This window comes from Glaciimonas sp. Gout2 (assembly GCF_035018905.1).
Lineage (GTDB): Bacteria > Pseudomonadota > Gammaproteobacteria > Burkholderiales > Burkholderiaceae_D > Glaciimonas.
Window position 1 is genome coordinate 46,413 of record NZ_JASJXA010000012.1, and the last position, 14,020, is coordinate 60,432.

The window sequence follows — 14,020 nt, forward strand, 5'->3', positions numbered from 1 at the left end:
ATGCCACCAATCCCATTAACACCACCAACACCACTCAGCCCGAAATTACATTCTGAATCCGATTTCGTACGGACATGTCAAACATATTCAGTACGTCCTGCCATCACGCATTGGCTACAAGAAAAACAAATAACCCCGATGGCGGCTGAGCGTGCTTGGCAGTTGTCTGGCGAGTTGCCGGGCCGGTCCGATTGGAAATATTTTCTGAAGAATGTTTGTTTGTTTGGCGGCATTTTGTTTTTGACTGTTGGCGTTATTTTCTTCTTTGCATTTAATTGGGAAGCGTTGCCACGATTTGCTAAATTCATTTTATTGCAGGGACTATTGATTAGCGCTGCGTTACTTGCCAGGCGTTTTACGCTAGATACTTTAAAGGGGCAAACGGCATTGCTGGCGGCGATGTTGCTATGCGGAGCGCTGCTGGCCTACTTTGGGCAGACTTATCAAACCGGTGCAGATCCTTATCAATTATTTTTAACCTGGAGTATTTTGATATTTCCTTGGGTGTTGGTCTCACGGTTAAATATTGCATGGTGTCTTTGGTTGGGTTTATTGAACGTGGCCTTGACGCTGTATCCCGGTAGTGCATTGTTTAGCCTGTTCGGTGGTAATGAAGGCGGTAATACTTTATCCGTGTCGTTATTTTGGCTGAATGGTTTGATATGGGCTTGCACTGAAATTGTTTTGCATCGTAGTCATCCTCAATCTGCAGCTGCCGACAATGTGTATAGATACAGATTCTTTATCCGCTTTGCCGCATTGCTGACATTGGCCTCAGCCACTTACCATATTATATTTTTACCGGGTCGCCTCATTGCTCATCCAGATTGGATTCAGTTAAGTTCTATTGTCATGCTGATCGTATTGTCGGGATTTTTTGTACTTTATCGTCGACGTCGCGAGGTGGTCATATTAACTGGATGCTGTTTTGCGCTGATAGCGGGAGGGACGGGGCAATTGGTTGGGATACTTTTTTTCGGGCATAGACCTACATGGCTGGTTGGCTTGATAGTGATAGGATTATTTTTAGTGATTGCTTCAAGCATGGCAGCGCTTTGGCTGCGTAGGGTGCAGCGTGGCTGGATTCAGGAACGGCAATGAAAATTGGCGCGCCTTTAGCTGAAATGCAAGACTCCGATAATTCTTCAGTAGGATGTTCGCGCCTCTGGCAGCAACTGCATGCAGAAGGTCAAGTAACGACAAACGAAACACCAGTCTGGTTGAACCCAGAACCGTCCGCTCCTTGGTTTATACGTTTGATGCTCGGCGTTTGCGGCTGGTTGGGTGGTTTGTTCCTCATGGCGTTTTGTGGCTTTTTCTTAATCGATCAGTTACAGCATGAGGATGGCGCGTTACTTGTCGTGGGGCTGGTACTGATTGGCATGGCATGCGGCATTAATAGAATTGGCCATACGGAACTATGGCAACAGTTAGCGCTGGCCTTGAGTTTGGCGGGGCAGGGCATGGCGGGATTTTGGTTATTTGCGACTTATGGTGTGGATGTTGCATGGCCGTTGTTTTGTATTGCATTGGTCCAATGTTTGTTGTTCGTGCTGAACCCTGATTTTTTACATCGTTTGCTGTGCACCATATTGTCTGTGCTGGCATTGCATATGGGATTCTTGATGTGGCTGGGGCCAAGCCCTATTCTGCCGATTTGTGCCGCGTTGGTTGCGCTACTTTGGTTGGATGAGTCTTATTGGCTGATGCGATTGCGACATACATTTCTACCAATCGCCGTGGGACTGACGGTTGCGCTGTTGTGTCTGGGACTAACATCGGTATGGTTCCCTGCCTGGTTGTTAACGCAAGTTGCCGACGGACACCGCAATGATGGATTGGGTGACAGTTTGTATCGATGGTTATATCTGCTCGATCCGGCGATTGTTGGCATTGTATTTTTTGAGCTGGTTGTCCGGTTGTCCTCTACCTTATCGGTAGCGTGGCGGCGTGTCGCGCTTACATGCGGATTGGTGTTTTCCATTCTCGGCGTTTGGGTGGTTGGTCTCGTACTGGGTGGGATGTTGATATTGCTAGGCTTTGCGAGAGGGCGACGGTGGTTAATTACCCTCGGAATTGTCGCCTCGCTGTGCTATTTGTCATGGTTTTATTATTCTTTGGACTTTACTTTGTTGGTGAAATCGATTGGTCTAATAGTCACCGGCGGCCTCTTATTACTTGGCTATTTCTTTTTAAGTCGCCTGCCTGCGGAGATGAAGAATGTTTGATCGCAGCATCGTAAAAAGTAATCGGGGAGGATTGATATTGATTGGATTAATGCTGATTCTGGCGGCGATCAATCAAGCTATCTGGCATAAAGAAGAGGTGCTCAAATACGGCCGGAGTGTATCGTTGGCGATGGCGCCGGTGGATCCGCGCTCGTTGATGCAAGGCGATTACATGGCGCTGGATTGGCAATTATCCAGAGATATCATGGCATCCTCCTTGTCTCTGCCAATCACTGGCAAGGCAGTTATATCCGTACCGGATGAGTCGGGTCAAATACCGGCAAAATTTGTTCGGATCGACAACGGCAAGCCGTTAGCGGCGAATGAGGCACTGATTGAATATCGGCTGCGCAATGGACGGGTGAGAGTAGTTTCTGATGCTTATTTTTTTCAGGAAGGACAAGGTGCGGCTTTTGCGAACGCACGGTATGGGCAATTCCGCGTCGCTTCGGACGGACAGGCTTTATTAGTCGGTTTGCAGGACGACCAGATGCGCCTCATCCACCCTTCTGTGCAAAGACCGGCCCAAAAACCTTCAGAAACCGTGAAAAACCCTCAGAACTGACACCGGAATAACTGCTGTGTCATTGGCACTGGTAAAATTATCCTTTAACGTTTAATTAATCAGGATCACCATGCCCGGCAATACCTTCGGTTCATTATTTACCGTTACCAATTTTGGTGAATCTCATGGCCCAGCCATTGGCTGCGTCGTGGATGGTTGTCCTCCGGGTCTGGAATTATCGGAAGCCGACCTGCAAACGGATTTGGACCGACGCAAACCGGGCACGTCGCGTCACGTTACTCAGCGACAAGAGCCGGATACCGTTGAAATTCTCTCTGGTGTGTACGAGGGTAAAACGACTGGCACTCCAATCATGTTGTTGATTCGCAATCAAGATCAGCGCAGCAAAGATTACGGCAACATTGTCGAAACCTTTCGCCCTGGTCACGCAGATTACACTTATTGGCAAAAATACGGCATCCGTGATCCTCGTGGCGGTGGCCGTTCGTCTGCCCGGTTGACCGCGCCATCGGTAGCGGCCGCGGCGATTGCCAAGAAATGGTTAATGCAGAAATACGGTACTGTCATTAAGGGCTATATGAGCCAATTGGGCGAGATTCCGATTATTTTCGAGTCCTTGGAACATGTTCCCCAAAATCCTTTTTTTGCGCCGAACACGACGCAGATTCCTGAGCTGGAAGCGTACATGGATGCTTTACGCAAAGATGGCGATTCTTGCGGAGCGCGCATCAACGTTGTTGCTTCCAATGTCCCGGTCGGCTTGGGCGAACCATTGTATGACCGGCTCGATGCTGATATTGCATACGCGATGATGGGTATCAATGCCGTCAAAGCGGTTGAAATTGGTGCGGGGTTTGCGTCCGTCGTACAAAAAGGTTCAGTCCATGGTGACGAAATCACACCAACAGGATTCCTGACAAATAACGCCGGCGGTATTCTGGGCGGGATTTCAACCGGCCAGGATATTACCGTGACCATTGCGATTAAGCCGACATCGAGTATTCGCACGCCACGTCAGTCGATTGACAAACAAGGTGTGCCAACAATTGTGGAAACGTTCGGACGTCACGATCCTTGCGTTGGGATTCGCGCCACGCCGATTGCTGAGGCGATGTTGGCGCTAGTATTGATGGATCATGCTTTGCGTGACCGTGCTCAGTGTGGTGATGTAAAAGTTCCGCGTCTGGTCAATCCGGAATAACTACTCTGATTAATTATTCTCGTTAGCGCGAAATTGCGGTCGATATATTTTTTAGTTGTAAGTCGTGTTGGATTGTGATGTACACCACCAAAACCGGGCTACGTCTCGGTTTTTTGGATTCGGCGTCACGGATTAATCGCTTAACCACCCGCAACGCTCCATTGTTTTACCTGTAAATAATATCGCTTCACTTACATCTTTTTCGGGCTTCGATTATTTTTTCAGCGTTGTAATGTTAACGTGTTGTGCTTTTTCATTTTGTTGAGAACCAAGGTGGGCCACCAAATACAGTGTGAGTTCAGTGTTTTATTGATATCTACTGTAGTTGTATAAGTATATTTTTAAAATTTCTTCAAGTTCACTATTATATTGTTGCTTATTAGCACTAAAGTATGTGCGACGTATTGATATATTTTTGTGGAAACCTCCTGTTAGGTGCTGTTTTGGGCGGCGTGGGCGGGTTATTTGGAATAGGCGGCGGCCTTATAGCGATTCCCGTCCTCGGTATGTTTTACGGTATGGATCAACAATTGTCGCAAGGCACGGCGTTGGTCATGGTGGTGCCGAACGTTTTGATTGGATTTTGGCGTTACCGCCAGCGCAATAGCCTGGATTTGCGGGCGGCAAGCATGCTTGGTGGTTCAGCCGTTTTAGTGACGTATGCGACTGCATGGTACGCCACCGTGATTGCCGCTAATACGTTGCATTTTGCATTTGCGGTGTTTATGGAAGTGTTGGGTTGCTATTTGTTATGGAATTTGTTGCGTAAAAAATCGTTGGCCCGTACGAAAAAGGTCTTGGGTTTGAATTATTTACCCGTGGTCGGTGTTGTCGGCGGAGCGGTCTCCGGATTTTTTGGCGTAGGCGGCGGTGTCGTTGCTCCGCCTGCACTGGTGGCCTTTTTCGGTACGACGCAAACCGCGGCTCAGGGAATGGCCCTCGCCCTGGTGTCGCCTGGCGCGGTGGTGGCTTTATGCACGTTTGCCTACGCCAGTCATGTCAACTGGATTGTGGGAATTCCGCTGGCTATTGGCGGGATAGTGAGTGTGTCATCCGGCGTGGCGCTGGCGCATCAGTTGCCTGAACGTCGCTTGAGATTGTGCTTCAGCCTGGCTTTGATTGTGTTGGCTGGACGGTTAATGTTGCGTGGTTGATAGTGATTGCCGTTGGCGCTATCGGACGGCTCACGCAATGCTTGCCGACCTTTCAAAGTTGGAATATCGTATAAAAACGTTGTTTTAGCGAGGTTTTTCTCATTTAACCGATGTAATTAGCTTCTCGATCGACTTGATTGATGGTGAAGCAGAATCCTGTGGGGAGCCGATATGGTGGATACACTTTCGACTGCCGCGATGGCAGCAGGCCTTTCCTGGGCCAGCGGCATTCGCCTGTATATGGCGTTATTCGTCGCCGGACTATTCGGACGCTTGGGTTGGATCACCCTTCCGCACACGCTTGAAGTATTGCAGTCTCCCTGGATTTTGGGTATTACCGGCTTGTTGATGCTGGTCGAATTTTTAGCCGATAAAATACCGGGTCTCGATTCAATCTGGGATGCGGTCCAGACGTTTATCCGCATTCCTGCCGGTGCTGTATTAAGCGCCGCCGCGATGGGACATATGGACCCTGCAGTGACGACGGCTGCCGCGCTGGTCGGTGGCACTTTTGCCGCCAGTGCCCATGCTACCAAGGCGGGTAGTCGCGCCATGATCAATACTTCACCAGAACCATTAAGTAATTGGGCGGCCTCATTTTCCGAAGATGTCACCGTATTGGGCGCTTTATGGGCAGCGTTTTACCACCCTTGGGTCCTATTCGGATTTTTGCTGGTATTCTTTATTTTTGCAATCTGGTTGTTGCCCAAGTTGTGGCGTAGTCTGCGCTGGGTTTTTCAAAGGCTTAGTACATGATTTTGCAGTCTCTGCGCATGACCCAACGCGATTGGCGGGCGGGTGAGTTACGATTCTTGTTGGTGGCGTTAATTGTGGCGGTGGCGGCATTGTCTTCGGTCGGATTTTTTGTTGATCGGATGCGCGCGGGATTAGCGCGTGATGCCCACCAATTGTTGGGTGCCGACTTATTGATCGGAGCTGACCAACCGGTCAACCCGAATTGGCGCGCCGAGGCACAGCGGCGTGGATTGACCATTGCCGACACCGTAGTATTCCCTAGCATGGCATTATCAGGCGAGGGCGATGATTCCAAATCTCAGTTAGCCTCGTTAAAAGCCGTCTCCGCCGCCTATCCTTTGCGTGGCAATTTAAGTATTACCGATAAGCCAGGAACGCCAGACACCATCACCCGCGCCGTTCCCGCTGCCGGTACGGTCTGGGTTGATCCGAATATCCTGACCGCATTAAACATCAGCGTCGGCGCACCGCTTAAGCTCGGTGATCGCACCTTCACGATTGCACACATTCTCTCGGTCGAGCCGGATCGCGGTAGTGGCTTTGTCAACTTTTCGCCGCGCGTGATGCTGTCACTCGCTGATCTGGCATCGACGCATTTAGTGCAAGACGGTTCTCGCGTTACTTACCGTTTATTATTGGCCGGCGCGGCCCCGCAAGTTCAGGCATTTCAGGGGTGGGTAGAAGCTGAGATTGCGCGGGATAACGTTAAGGGCGTGCGCATAGAGTCGTTAGAGACCGGACGCCCCGAAATGCGCGCTACGCTGGATCGGGCGCAGCAGTTTTTATCGTTGGTGGGTCTGTTGTCAGCGATGTTGGCCGCTGTGGCTGTAGCGATGGCAGCGCGGCGCTTCATGTTACGTCATCTTGATGCGTGTGCGATGTTGCGTTGTCTCGGCTTGACCCAAAATCAGGTCACACAGCTATATCTATACGAATTCTTAATGATTGGCCTGATTGGAAGTGTACTCGGTGCCTTAGTCGGATTTGGCGCACATTTTGTGTTGCTTGAGACACTTGGTAAGTTCGTCGCCCATGATTTGCCACCTCCGAGTGTTATCCCTGGCTTGCAGGGAATTGTGACCGGATTGCTATTATTAGTTGGATTTGCCCTGCCACCGATCTTGCAGCTGCGCAACGTGCCACATAATCGGGTCATACGACGCGAGCAAGATGCACCGCAGGTGGCGGTCGTGGCAACCTATGGTTTGGGAACGTTCACCTTTATCGGCTTGTTGCTCTGGCAAGCTGGTGACGTTAAGTTGGGTTTGCTGACGGCGCTTGGATTTTTGGGTTGTTTTGCGATGTTTGGGCTGATCTCGTGGTTAGCACTGAAGTCGTTGCGGACCGTGCGCGGCGCTTTCAAACATCCAAGTTGGCGCTTTGCCCTGACCGGATTGCAACGCCGACCAGGAGCCACAATTGTGCAGATTGTCGCGTTGGCGCTTGGTTTGATGGCGTTACTATTGCTAACGGTGATCCGCGGTGACCTTATCGGCGCATGGCGGCAATCGACGCCTGCCGATGCGCCAAACCGGTTTGTGATTAATATTCAGCCCGACCAACTTGCCGATATCAATCGACGACTTGTTGCAGCTGGTATTACGCAACCGAACCTCTATCCGATGATTCGTGGTCGCTTGACTGAAATTAATGGCAATGTTATCAAGCCGGAAACGTATCAGGAAGACCGTGCTAAACGATTGGTAGAGCGCGAATTCAATTTGTCGACCATGGTGGCTGTGCCACTGAAAAATGAGATAGTCGCCGGTAATTGGTATAAAGACGATCAGCCGGAAGCCTCGGTTGAAGAAGGGCTGGCAAAAACGTTGAACCTGAAGTTAGGTGACAAACTCACATTTGATATCGCTGGTCAGACCGTCAGTGCACCGATTACCAGCTTGCGTAAGTTGGAATGGGGCTCGATGCAGGTCAATTTCTTTGTCATTTTAAATCCGAAGGCCATGGTGAATACACCGCAAACCTGGATTACGGCGTTCCGCTTACCGCCTGCGCACAGCAATCTTGGTAACCAGTTGACGCGTGACTTCCCGAATCTGACCATTGTTGATATTGGCAGTATTATTCAGCAATTGCAGGACGTGGTCGATCAGGTCGTGGCGGCGGTTGAATTTTTGTTCCTGTTTACGTTGGCGTCCGGTGGCTTGGTCTTGTATGCAGCGTTGTTGAGTTCGCAAGGGGAGCGCACGCGGGAGGCGGGTTTATTGCGGGCTTTGGGCGCTACGCGCACGCAGTTGTCGCATGCGCAGTGGATTGAATTTGCATTGATTGGCAGTTTGGCGGGATTTTTGGCGGCAACCGGCGCGGCGGCCACAGGATGGGCGTTAGCGCATTATGTGTTTAGTTTTACCTGGGCGTTTAGTCCGTTGATTTGGGTTGCCGGGATGGTGATTGGGGCGGTTTGTACGTTTGTGGGTGGGTGGATTGGGTTGAGAGGGGTTTTGTCTCGGCCACCTTTGGAGACTTTGCGAGAGGCATGAATTTAGGGGGTGTTTGCGTTATCATTCCGATCTATGACTATTGATAAAAATTCTTCTGTTGAACTGACGCCCCCTTCTACCTTTGAATTGATTGGTGGCGCTGAGCGTTTGCGTGAATTGGTTGATCGCTTTTATGATTTGATGGATCTGGAGCCTGCATTTTCTGGTGTGCGGATTTTGCATCCCACTTCGCTGGATGGGTCGCGGGACAAATTCTATTGGTTCTTGTCGGGTTGGAGTGGTGGCCCGGACTTGTTTGTTGAGCGATTTGGTCATCCGCGCTTGCGCGCACGGCACTTGCCGTATGCGATTTCGACGCCGGAGCGGGATCAATGGCTGCGGTGTATGGCGCTGGCGATGCAGGATGTCGGGTTAGAGGAACAATTGCAGGAGCGTTTGATGAGTTCTTTCTTTGATACCGCTGACTGGATGCGTAATAAGCCCGATAACGTGGATACGCAAGCGTAGTTTATCAGACGTGGATTTTTTTACTGGGTTGCGGATGCAGCCCCTTTTTTTTGAACTGACATCATGACGTTATCTGAATTATTTGTTTTGCTCATTATTGCCGCGATCATCATAGCGCTTCAGGTTGTGTCGATCTGGCGGTCCGGTCACTCTGGAAAAGGTGATGCGCAGCAGGCGCAATTGACGCAAATCAAAGACGATTTGTTGCGTAGTCAACAAGATATCGGTGATCGTAATGAGCGAGAGCTTCGCGATCAGGTGCAAGGTAGTGCCCAGAGTACGCGTCAGGAAATCGGTGCGAGTTTTGGGCAATTGCAACAGACCGTATTAGCCCAAATGACCAGTGTGGCGACATTGCAGAATAGTCAGATCGATGCGTTTGCCCAACAATTGGTGCGACTCAATGAGACCAATGCACAGCAACTCGACAGCATGCGCCTGGCCATGAATCAACAGGCGCAGACCAGTCGTGAAGAGCAGGCACTTTCTCTGCAACGTTTTGGCGATACACTTAATCAGACCCTGGCCACGCTGACTGAGTCGAACGCGCAGCGGATGACAGAAATTCGTACCACGCTGGAAGCAAAAATTAAGGATCTGCAAAATGATAATGGTCTGCGCCTTGAAGAGATGCGCAAGACCGTGGATGAAAAACTGCACGCAACGTTAGAAAAACGTTTGGGTGAGTCCTTCCAGATTGTCTCGGACCGGCTGGAAAAAGTGCATCAAGGTTTGGGTGAGATGCAGCAACTGGCAATTGGCGTCGGCGACTTGAAACGCGTTCTTACCAACGTTAAAACGCGTGGTACTTGGGGCGAAGTGCAGCTGGAAATGTTGTTGGAGCAAGTTTTGACGCCCGAACAATATGCTAAAAATGTGGAGACGGTTCCCGGTAGTGGCGAGCGTGTTGAGTTTGCGATTAAGTTGCCAGGCCATGATGACGGTAATACGCCGGTGTGGATGCCGATTGATGCAAAGTTTCCTAAAGAGCAGTATGAAAGATTGTCCGAGGCCGCTGATCGCGCAGATGCCGATGGCGTTGCCTTGGCAGGCCGTGAGTTGGAGCGTGCCGTGCGGGGCGAGGCGAAAACCATCGCGGAAAAATATTTATCACCACCGCTTACTACCGATTTTGCGATTCTCTTTTTGCCTACTGAAGGTCTGTACTCAGAAGTGATGCGGCGTCCAGGTTTGGCCGATGACTTGCAACGACTCCATCGCATCAGCATCGCTGGCCCATCGACCTTGTCGGCATTATTAAACAGCCTACAAATGGGTTTCAGAACCTTAGCGCTTGAGAAACGCTCTTCCGAAGTCTGGCAAGTCCTGGGCGCAGTGAAGACCGAGTTCACCAAGTTTGGTGACGTGTTGGCAGCGACCAAGTTGGCTCTTGAGCGGGCAGCAAAAAACATCGATCAGGCCGAGGTTCGTAGTCGGCAGATGGCGCGTAAATTGAAGTCGGTTGAGGCGCTACCTAGCGAGGCAGCGCAATTGGTGCTGGGGAAGGAGCCAGAACAATTACAAGACGAAGAAAGTTGATTTTATCAATTGTTGACGAGATATAAGACTGTCGGAAGCACCGATACCTCTATCGGTACGCTACCTGGGTTATCCGCTTAACCACGTAATGCGACCGCTCAGGCAAGCTCTAAAAATCTTAGCCAGCGGGCTTGAGAATACGAATTTGTACGACGGTGCGGTGCATCGGCAATGCGAAATTGATTCGGGCAGGCACCGTCTGGAAGTCGCTTTAAATCAGGCCATTAAATAGAATGACCTCAACCTGATCGCCGATGGCGACGTCCCTTTGATCGTGTGCTAAAACGATCATGCAATCGGCTTCAGTCATCGAACGCAGGATCCCAGAACCCTGCGCACCAGTTGGCCGCACCGACCATCCGCCACTTTCGTGACGGATCAATATGCCGCGCTGATATTCGGTGCGTCCCGGTTTTTTTCGAATGATCGATGCGGACGTTACCTGCATAAGAGGAAGCGGTGCTGGTTGTGCTCCCATCATGTGCAAAAGCGCATCACGCGCAAAAAAATAAAACGACACCATGACGGCTACCGGATTGCCAGGAAGTCCAAAAAAGACGGCCGGTTTGTTGGAGCTGTTAATTGTACCGAATGCGAGGGGGCGACCTGGGCGCATCCCGAGTTTCCAGAACGCTACCTCGCCTAACTGCGCCATCATCTGTCGTGTATGGTCAGCGTCACCGACAGACACACCGCCGGAAGTGATAATGGCGTCTGCATTTTCTGCCGCACTTTTGAACGCGATTTCTAATGCTGCGGGATCGTCGGCAACCACGCCGAGATCGATGATGTCGCAACCTAGTCGGCGTAACATGCCATATAGTGTGTAGCGATTGGAGTCATAAACGCAGCCGGGATCAAGCGCCTCTCCAACTGAACGTAATTCATCGCCGGTGGAGAAAAAAGCCACACGCAAGCGTCGTTGGACTGGTACTTCGGCGATGCCTAATGAGGCCAGCAAGCCGAGATCGGCAGGGCGCAGAATCCGTCCTTTCTTTAATGCCGCGGCACCTGCTTGCAAATCCTCGCCAGCCAGACGACGGTTAGCGCCTGCTCTGACTGCGCCCGCAGCGATCGTGATGAAAGGCTTGGAGCGGGGTAATTGTGACGAGCCGTTCGCATCATTTGATTCTGTGACGTCGCCGTTGAATGCGCTGACGAATTCTTGTGGAATGACGGTATCAAGGCCGTCGGGCATTGGCGCACCCGTCATGATTCGTATTGCTTGTCCCGGTGCAACGGGACCTTGATGCGCGCGTCCTGCATGGGATGTACCGATGACGCTGAGCAGCGTGTCACCGTCGGCGCATAAGCTCTCGCTATGAAAAGCATATCCATCCATTGCCGAGTTATCGTATGCAGGAACGTTGATCGGCGAAATAATATCGATTGCTAACACGCGATCAAGTGCGGTGCGGATGGCAACCTTTTCTATCGCATGAATCGGCGTAATGCAGTCCCGGATAATCGCTTGGGCGTGACTTACTGGCAGCGCGTCGGAATCGTAATCGGAGACGCAACTGATTGCTGCGCTTAACAACGACCGTGAGGATCGCGATGGCAGCGATGGCGAAGGATAGGATTGCTTAGTCATTGGTGGTTGTCTGCTTCACGTAATTCATTGGGCGTATTGATATTGCGAAATGGCGTGGCATCTTGAAACAGGACTTCAGTGTAATGCAAGCGCCGATACCAGATTTCAATTTTGCGCCCACCTTCGTCTATGAACGCCGTCAGATCTATAAGTACTGTCGTTTTCATCAACATGAAAACCGGTTGTGTCTGGATCTTTGAGTTAATGCCGGAGGTCGCTGCGACAGCAATATCTGCCGCGGTATTTTCCAACGCCTTCGCCAATTCAGACACTACATTGTCTGGTAAAAACGGGGAGTCACATGGAGCCGTGACTAAATAAGGTGTCTGACAGTTTTTTAATCCTGCCTGAATACCTGCAAGCGGGCCAGCAAAGTCATTGTTTGCATCGGGCCAGACCGGCACGCCAAAGGTAGCGTATGCGCTTAGATTGCGATTGGCACTGATCATGAGCGAGCCTACTTGAGGCGCTAACGTTGCTATGACGTGCGCGACCATTGGGACGTCGCTTACTGTCTGTAAGCCTTTATCAACACCGCCCATCCGGCTGCCGCGACCGCCAGCAAGGATTAAACCTGTTATTTGAATAATATGCATAAGATGGTGGCGTGGATGGCGTTGTTGATGGACAGTTTGCAGCTTAAATCAGGACGATGAAGAAAAACTGGATACGACGAAAGTATCCTGAGATTAGCGCATCAAAACTTATCCTCCGATATACGACATTTCTACTTTTTTTCTTGCCGGGGTCAAGCCATTGGTATTAAGCGTTCGCAGCTCGGAATAACGATCATCTCGTACCCGCCAGATCTGGCCGATAACTGTCGCGATTTCTGCATCACTGCAATTGCCGCCATTGCCACGCAAAAGGGCGCGTAAATCGTGTCCTTCACTGGCAAATAAACAGGTATATAACTTTCCCTCGGTTGAGAGCCGAGCGCGACTGCAATCGCTGCAAAACGCCTGCGTGACGCTGGAAATCAGGCCGATCTCGCCACCATCATCATAGCGCCAACGCTGCGCAGTTTCGCCAGTGTAGTTAGCCGCTAACGGCGATATTGGAAATACACTTTGGATTCGTTTTACGACCTCTGAGGAAGAAACCACTTCATCCATTTTCCATCCATTCGACGCGCCGACATCCATGTATTCGATAAAACGTAAAATAAATGGTGAGGTCTTGAAGTAACGCGCCATCGGCACTATTTCGTGATCGTTGACACCGCGCTTAACGACCATGTTGACTTTAATCGGGCCAAGTCCTACTTGATGGGCGACATCCAGTCCGTGCAATACATCGGCGACAGGAAAGTCGGCATCATTCATTTGCTTAAAAATCTTTTCGTCTATCGCATCCAACGAGACGGTAACGCGATTTAATCCAGCATCCTTGAGCGATTGTGCTTTTTTTGCCAGTAAAGAACCATTGGTGGTTAATGTCAGATCGATATCCTCGCCGTCCGGTGTCCTCAATGCACTGAGTTGTTCTATTAACTTTTCGATATTTTTACGCAAAAGCGGCTCGCCACCGGTCAAGCGAATTTTCTTGACACCGTGCGCCACGAAGAGTTTTGCCAAGCGCGTGATTTCTTCAAACGACAGCAAAGCGTTGTGTGGTAAGAATGCGTAATTTTTATCGAAGACTTCCCGCGGCATGCAATAGACACACCGGAAATTGCAGCGATCCGTTACTGAAATCCGCAAATCGTGCAACGGTCGGCCTGATGCATCGGTGATAACTCCCGTTGGTGCCTCAAGAATAGTCGGGACGATGGGGCCGAGTAAGCGGTGATCAATCAGTGGAATGACTTTTTTAGTCATATTGTCTATATGCAAATTATCTCAAAATATCTTAGCGCGTTAAGATCTTGTTGTTGATCGGCTGCCTTGTTCGCTCTGACTTAGCCTTTAGGGTAACAGCTTGGAAATCTATATTTACTCACGCGAGTAAAGATTCGGCGGCGTTATGGTCCTATGATGACAGGATGGCTGGTCGGCGCAATAGAGCTTGTCACAAATTCTAAAAGTAATGAATTTTATGATCTTGGCAATACGAT

General features: G+C 50.3%; 12 protein-coding genes. 9 read left to right on the forward strand and 3 right to left on the reverse strand.

The window, feature by feature from the left end; genetic code table 11:
* From QN379_RS10645 to QN379_RS10685, 9 genes are all read left to right on the forward strand, one after another.
* Entirely contained in the window at positions 1 to 1,101 is a 1,101-nt protein-coding gene (locus QN379_RS10645) for a DUF2157 domain-containing protein (protein WP_322232554.1), read from the forward strand.
* Complete coding sequence (locus QN379_RS10650; RefSeq protein ID WP_323506633.1) at positions 1,098 to 2,228, forward strand: DUF4401 domain-containing protein; 1,131 nt, start codon at positions 1,098 to 1,100, stop codon at positions 2,226 to 2,228. The genes QN379_RS10645 and QN379_RS10650 overlap by 4 nt, the downstream gene beginning before the upstream one ends.
* Entirely contained in the window at positions 2,221 to 2,793 is a 573-nt protein-coding gene (locus QN379_RS10655; RefSeq protein WP_322232552.1) for a GDYXXLXY domain-containing protein, read from the forward strand. Before QN379_RS10650 ends, QN379_RS10655 begins: the two co-directional genes overlap by 8 nt.
* Positions 2,794 to 2,863: 70 nt before the next feature.
* Positions 2,864 to 3,955, forward strand: coding sequence for a chorismate synthase (gene aroC / locus QN379_RS10660; RefSeq protein WP_323506634.1), 1,092 nt, complete (start codon positions 2,864 to 2,866; stop codon positions 3,953 to 3,955).
* Positions 3,956 to 4,347: 392 nt separating this feature from the next.
* Positions 4,348 to 5,109: a sulfite exporter TauE/SafE family protein gene (locus QN379_RS10665; RefSeq protein WP_322232550.1), complete on the forward strand. Its 762-nt coding sequence runs from the start codon at positions 4,348 to 4,350 to the stop codon at positions 5,107 to 5,109.
* A 171-nt stretch (positions 5,110 to 5,280) separates the two neighbouring features.
* Positions 5,281 to 5,865, forward strand: a complete 585-nt coding sequence (locus QN379_RS10670; RefSeq protein WP_322232549.1) for a DUF4126 domain-containing protein — start codon at positions 5,281 to 5,283, stop codon at positions 5,863 to 5,865.
* A complete protein-coding gene (locus QN379_RS10675; RefSeq protein WP_323506635.1) occupies positions 5,862 to 8,363 on the forward strand; it encodes an ABC transporter permease in 2,502 nt (833 codons plus the stop codon). The genes QN379_RS10670 and QN379_RS10675 overlap by 4 nt, the downstream gene beginning before the upstream one ends.
* Positions 8,364 to 8,396: 33 nt before the next feature.
* The gene (locus QN379_RS10680; RefSeq protein ID WP_323506636.1) at positions 8,397 to 8,831 is read left to right on the forward strand and encodes a group II truncated hemoglobin; all 435 of its coding nucleotides are present in this window, start codon (positions 8,397 to 8,399) and stop codon (positions 8,829 to 8,831) included.
* Positions 8,832 to 8,894: 63 nt separating this feature from the next.
* Positions 8,895 to 10,370 carry a DNA recombination protein RmuC gene (locus QN379_RS10685; RefSeq protein WP_323506637.1) on the forward strand — a complete coding sequence of 492 codons (1,476 nt, stop codon included), beginning with the start codon at positions 8,895 to 8,897 and terminating at the stop codon, positions 10,368 to 10,370.
* Positions 10,371 to 10,581: 211 nt separating this feature from the next.
* Here QN379_RS10685 and glp read toward each other — a convergent pair whose 3' ends face one another.
* From glp to moaA, 3 genes are all read right to left on the reverse strand, one after another.
* Positions 10,582 to 11,964: a gephyrin-like molybdotransferase Glp gene (gene glp / locus QN379_RS10690; RefSeq protein ID WP_323506638.1), complete on the reverse strand. Its 1,383-nt coding sequence runs from the start codon at positions 11,962 to 11,964 to the stop codon at positions 10,582 to 10,584.
* Positions 11,961 to 12,560, reverse strand: a complete 600-nt coding sequence (gene mobA, locus QN379_RS10695; RefSeq protein ID WP_323506639.1) for a molybdenum cofactor guanylyltransferase MobA — start codon at positions 12,558 to 12,560, stop codon at positions 11,961 to 11,963. Before mobA ends, glp begins: the two co-directional genes overlap by 4 nt.
* Before the next feature lie 108 nt (positions 12,561 to 12,668).
* Positions 12,669 to 13,784 carry a GTP 3',8-cyclase MoaA gene (gene moaA, locus QN379_RS10700; RefSeq protein ID WP_322232543.1) on the reverse strand — a complete coding sequence of 372 codons (1,116 nt, stop codon included), beginning with the start codon at positions 13,782 to 13,784 and terminating at the stop codon, positions 12,669 to 12,671.
* Between the last annotated feature and the right edge of the window lie 236 nt (positions 13,785 to 14,020).

What these genes read in the sequence shown, in the direction of transcription:
- aroC (WP_323506634.1), top strand. Translation starts at nt 2,864, where the DNA reads ATGCCCGGCAATACCTTCGGTTCATTATTTACCGTTACCAATTTTGGT.
- QN379_RS10680 (WP_323506636.1), top strand. Translation starts at nt 8,397, where the DNA reads ATGACTATTGATAAAAATTCTTCTGTTGAACTGACGCCCCCTTCTACC.
- QN379_RS10685 (WP_323506637.1), top strand. Translation starts at nt 8,895, where the DNA reads ATGACGTTATCTGAATTATTTGTTTTGCTCATTATTGCCGCGATCATC.
- glp (WP_323506638.1), bottom strand. Translation starts at nt 11,964, where the DNA reads ATGACTAAGCAATCCTATCCTTCGCCATCGCTGCCATCGCGATCCTCA.
- moaA (WP_322232543.1), bottom strand. Translation starts at nt 13,784, where the DNA reads ATGACTAAAAAAGTCATTCCACTGATTGATCACCGCTTACTCGGCCCC.
- QN379_RS10645 (WP_322232554.1), top strand. Translation starts at nt 1, where the DNA reads ATGCCACCAATCCCATTAACACCACCAACACCACTCAGCCCGAAATTA.
- QN379_RS10665 (WP_322232550.1), top strand. Translation starts at nt 4,348, where the DNA reads ATGTGCGACGTATTGATATATTTTTGTGGAAACCTCCTGTTAGGTGCT.
- QN379_RS10650 (WP_323506633.1), top strand. Translation starts at nt 1,098, where the DNA reads ATGAAAATTGGCGCGCCTTTAGCTGAAATGCAAGACTCCGATAATTCT.
- QN379_RS10675 (WP_323506635.1), top strand. Translation starts at nt 5,862, where the DNA reads ATGATTTTGCAGTCTCTGCGCATGACCCAACGCGATTGGCGGGCGGGT.
- mobA (WP_323506639.1), bottom strand. Translation starts at nt 12,560, where the DNA reads ATGCATATTATTCAAATAACAGGTTTAATCCTTGCTGGCGGTCGCGGC.
- QN379_RS10655 (WP_322232552.1), top strand. Translation starts at nt 2,221, where the DNA reads ATGTTTGATCGCAGCATCGTAAAAAGTAATCGGGGAGGATTGATATTG.
- QN379_RS10670 (WP_322232549.1), top strand. Translation starts at nt 5,281, where the DNA reads ATGGTGGATACACTTTCGACTGCCGCGATGGCAGCAGGCCTTTCCTGG.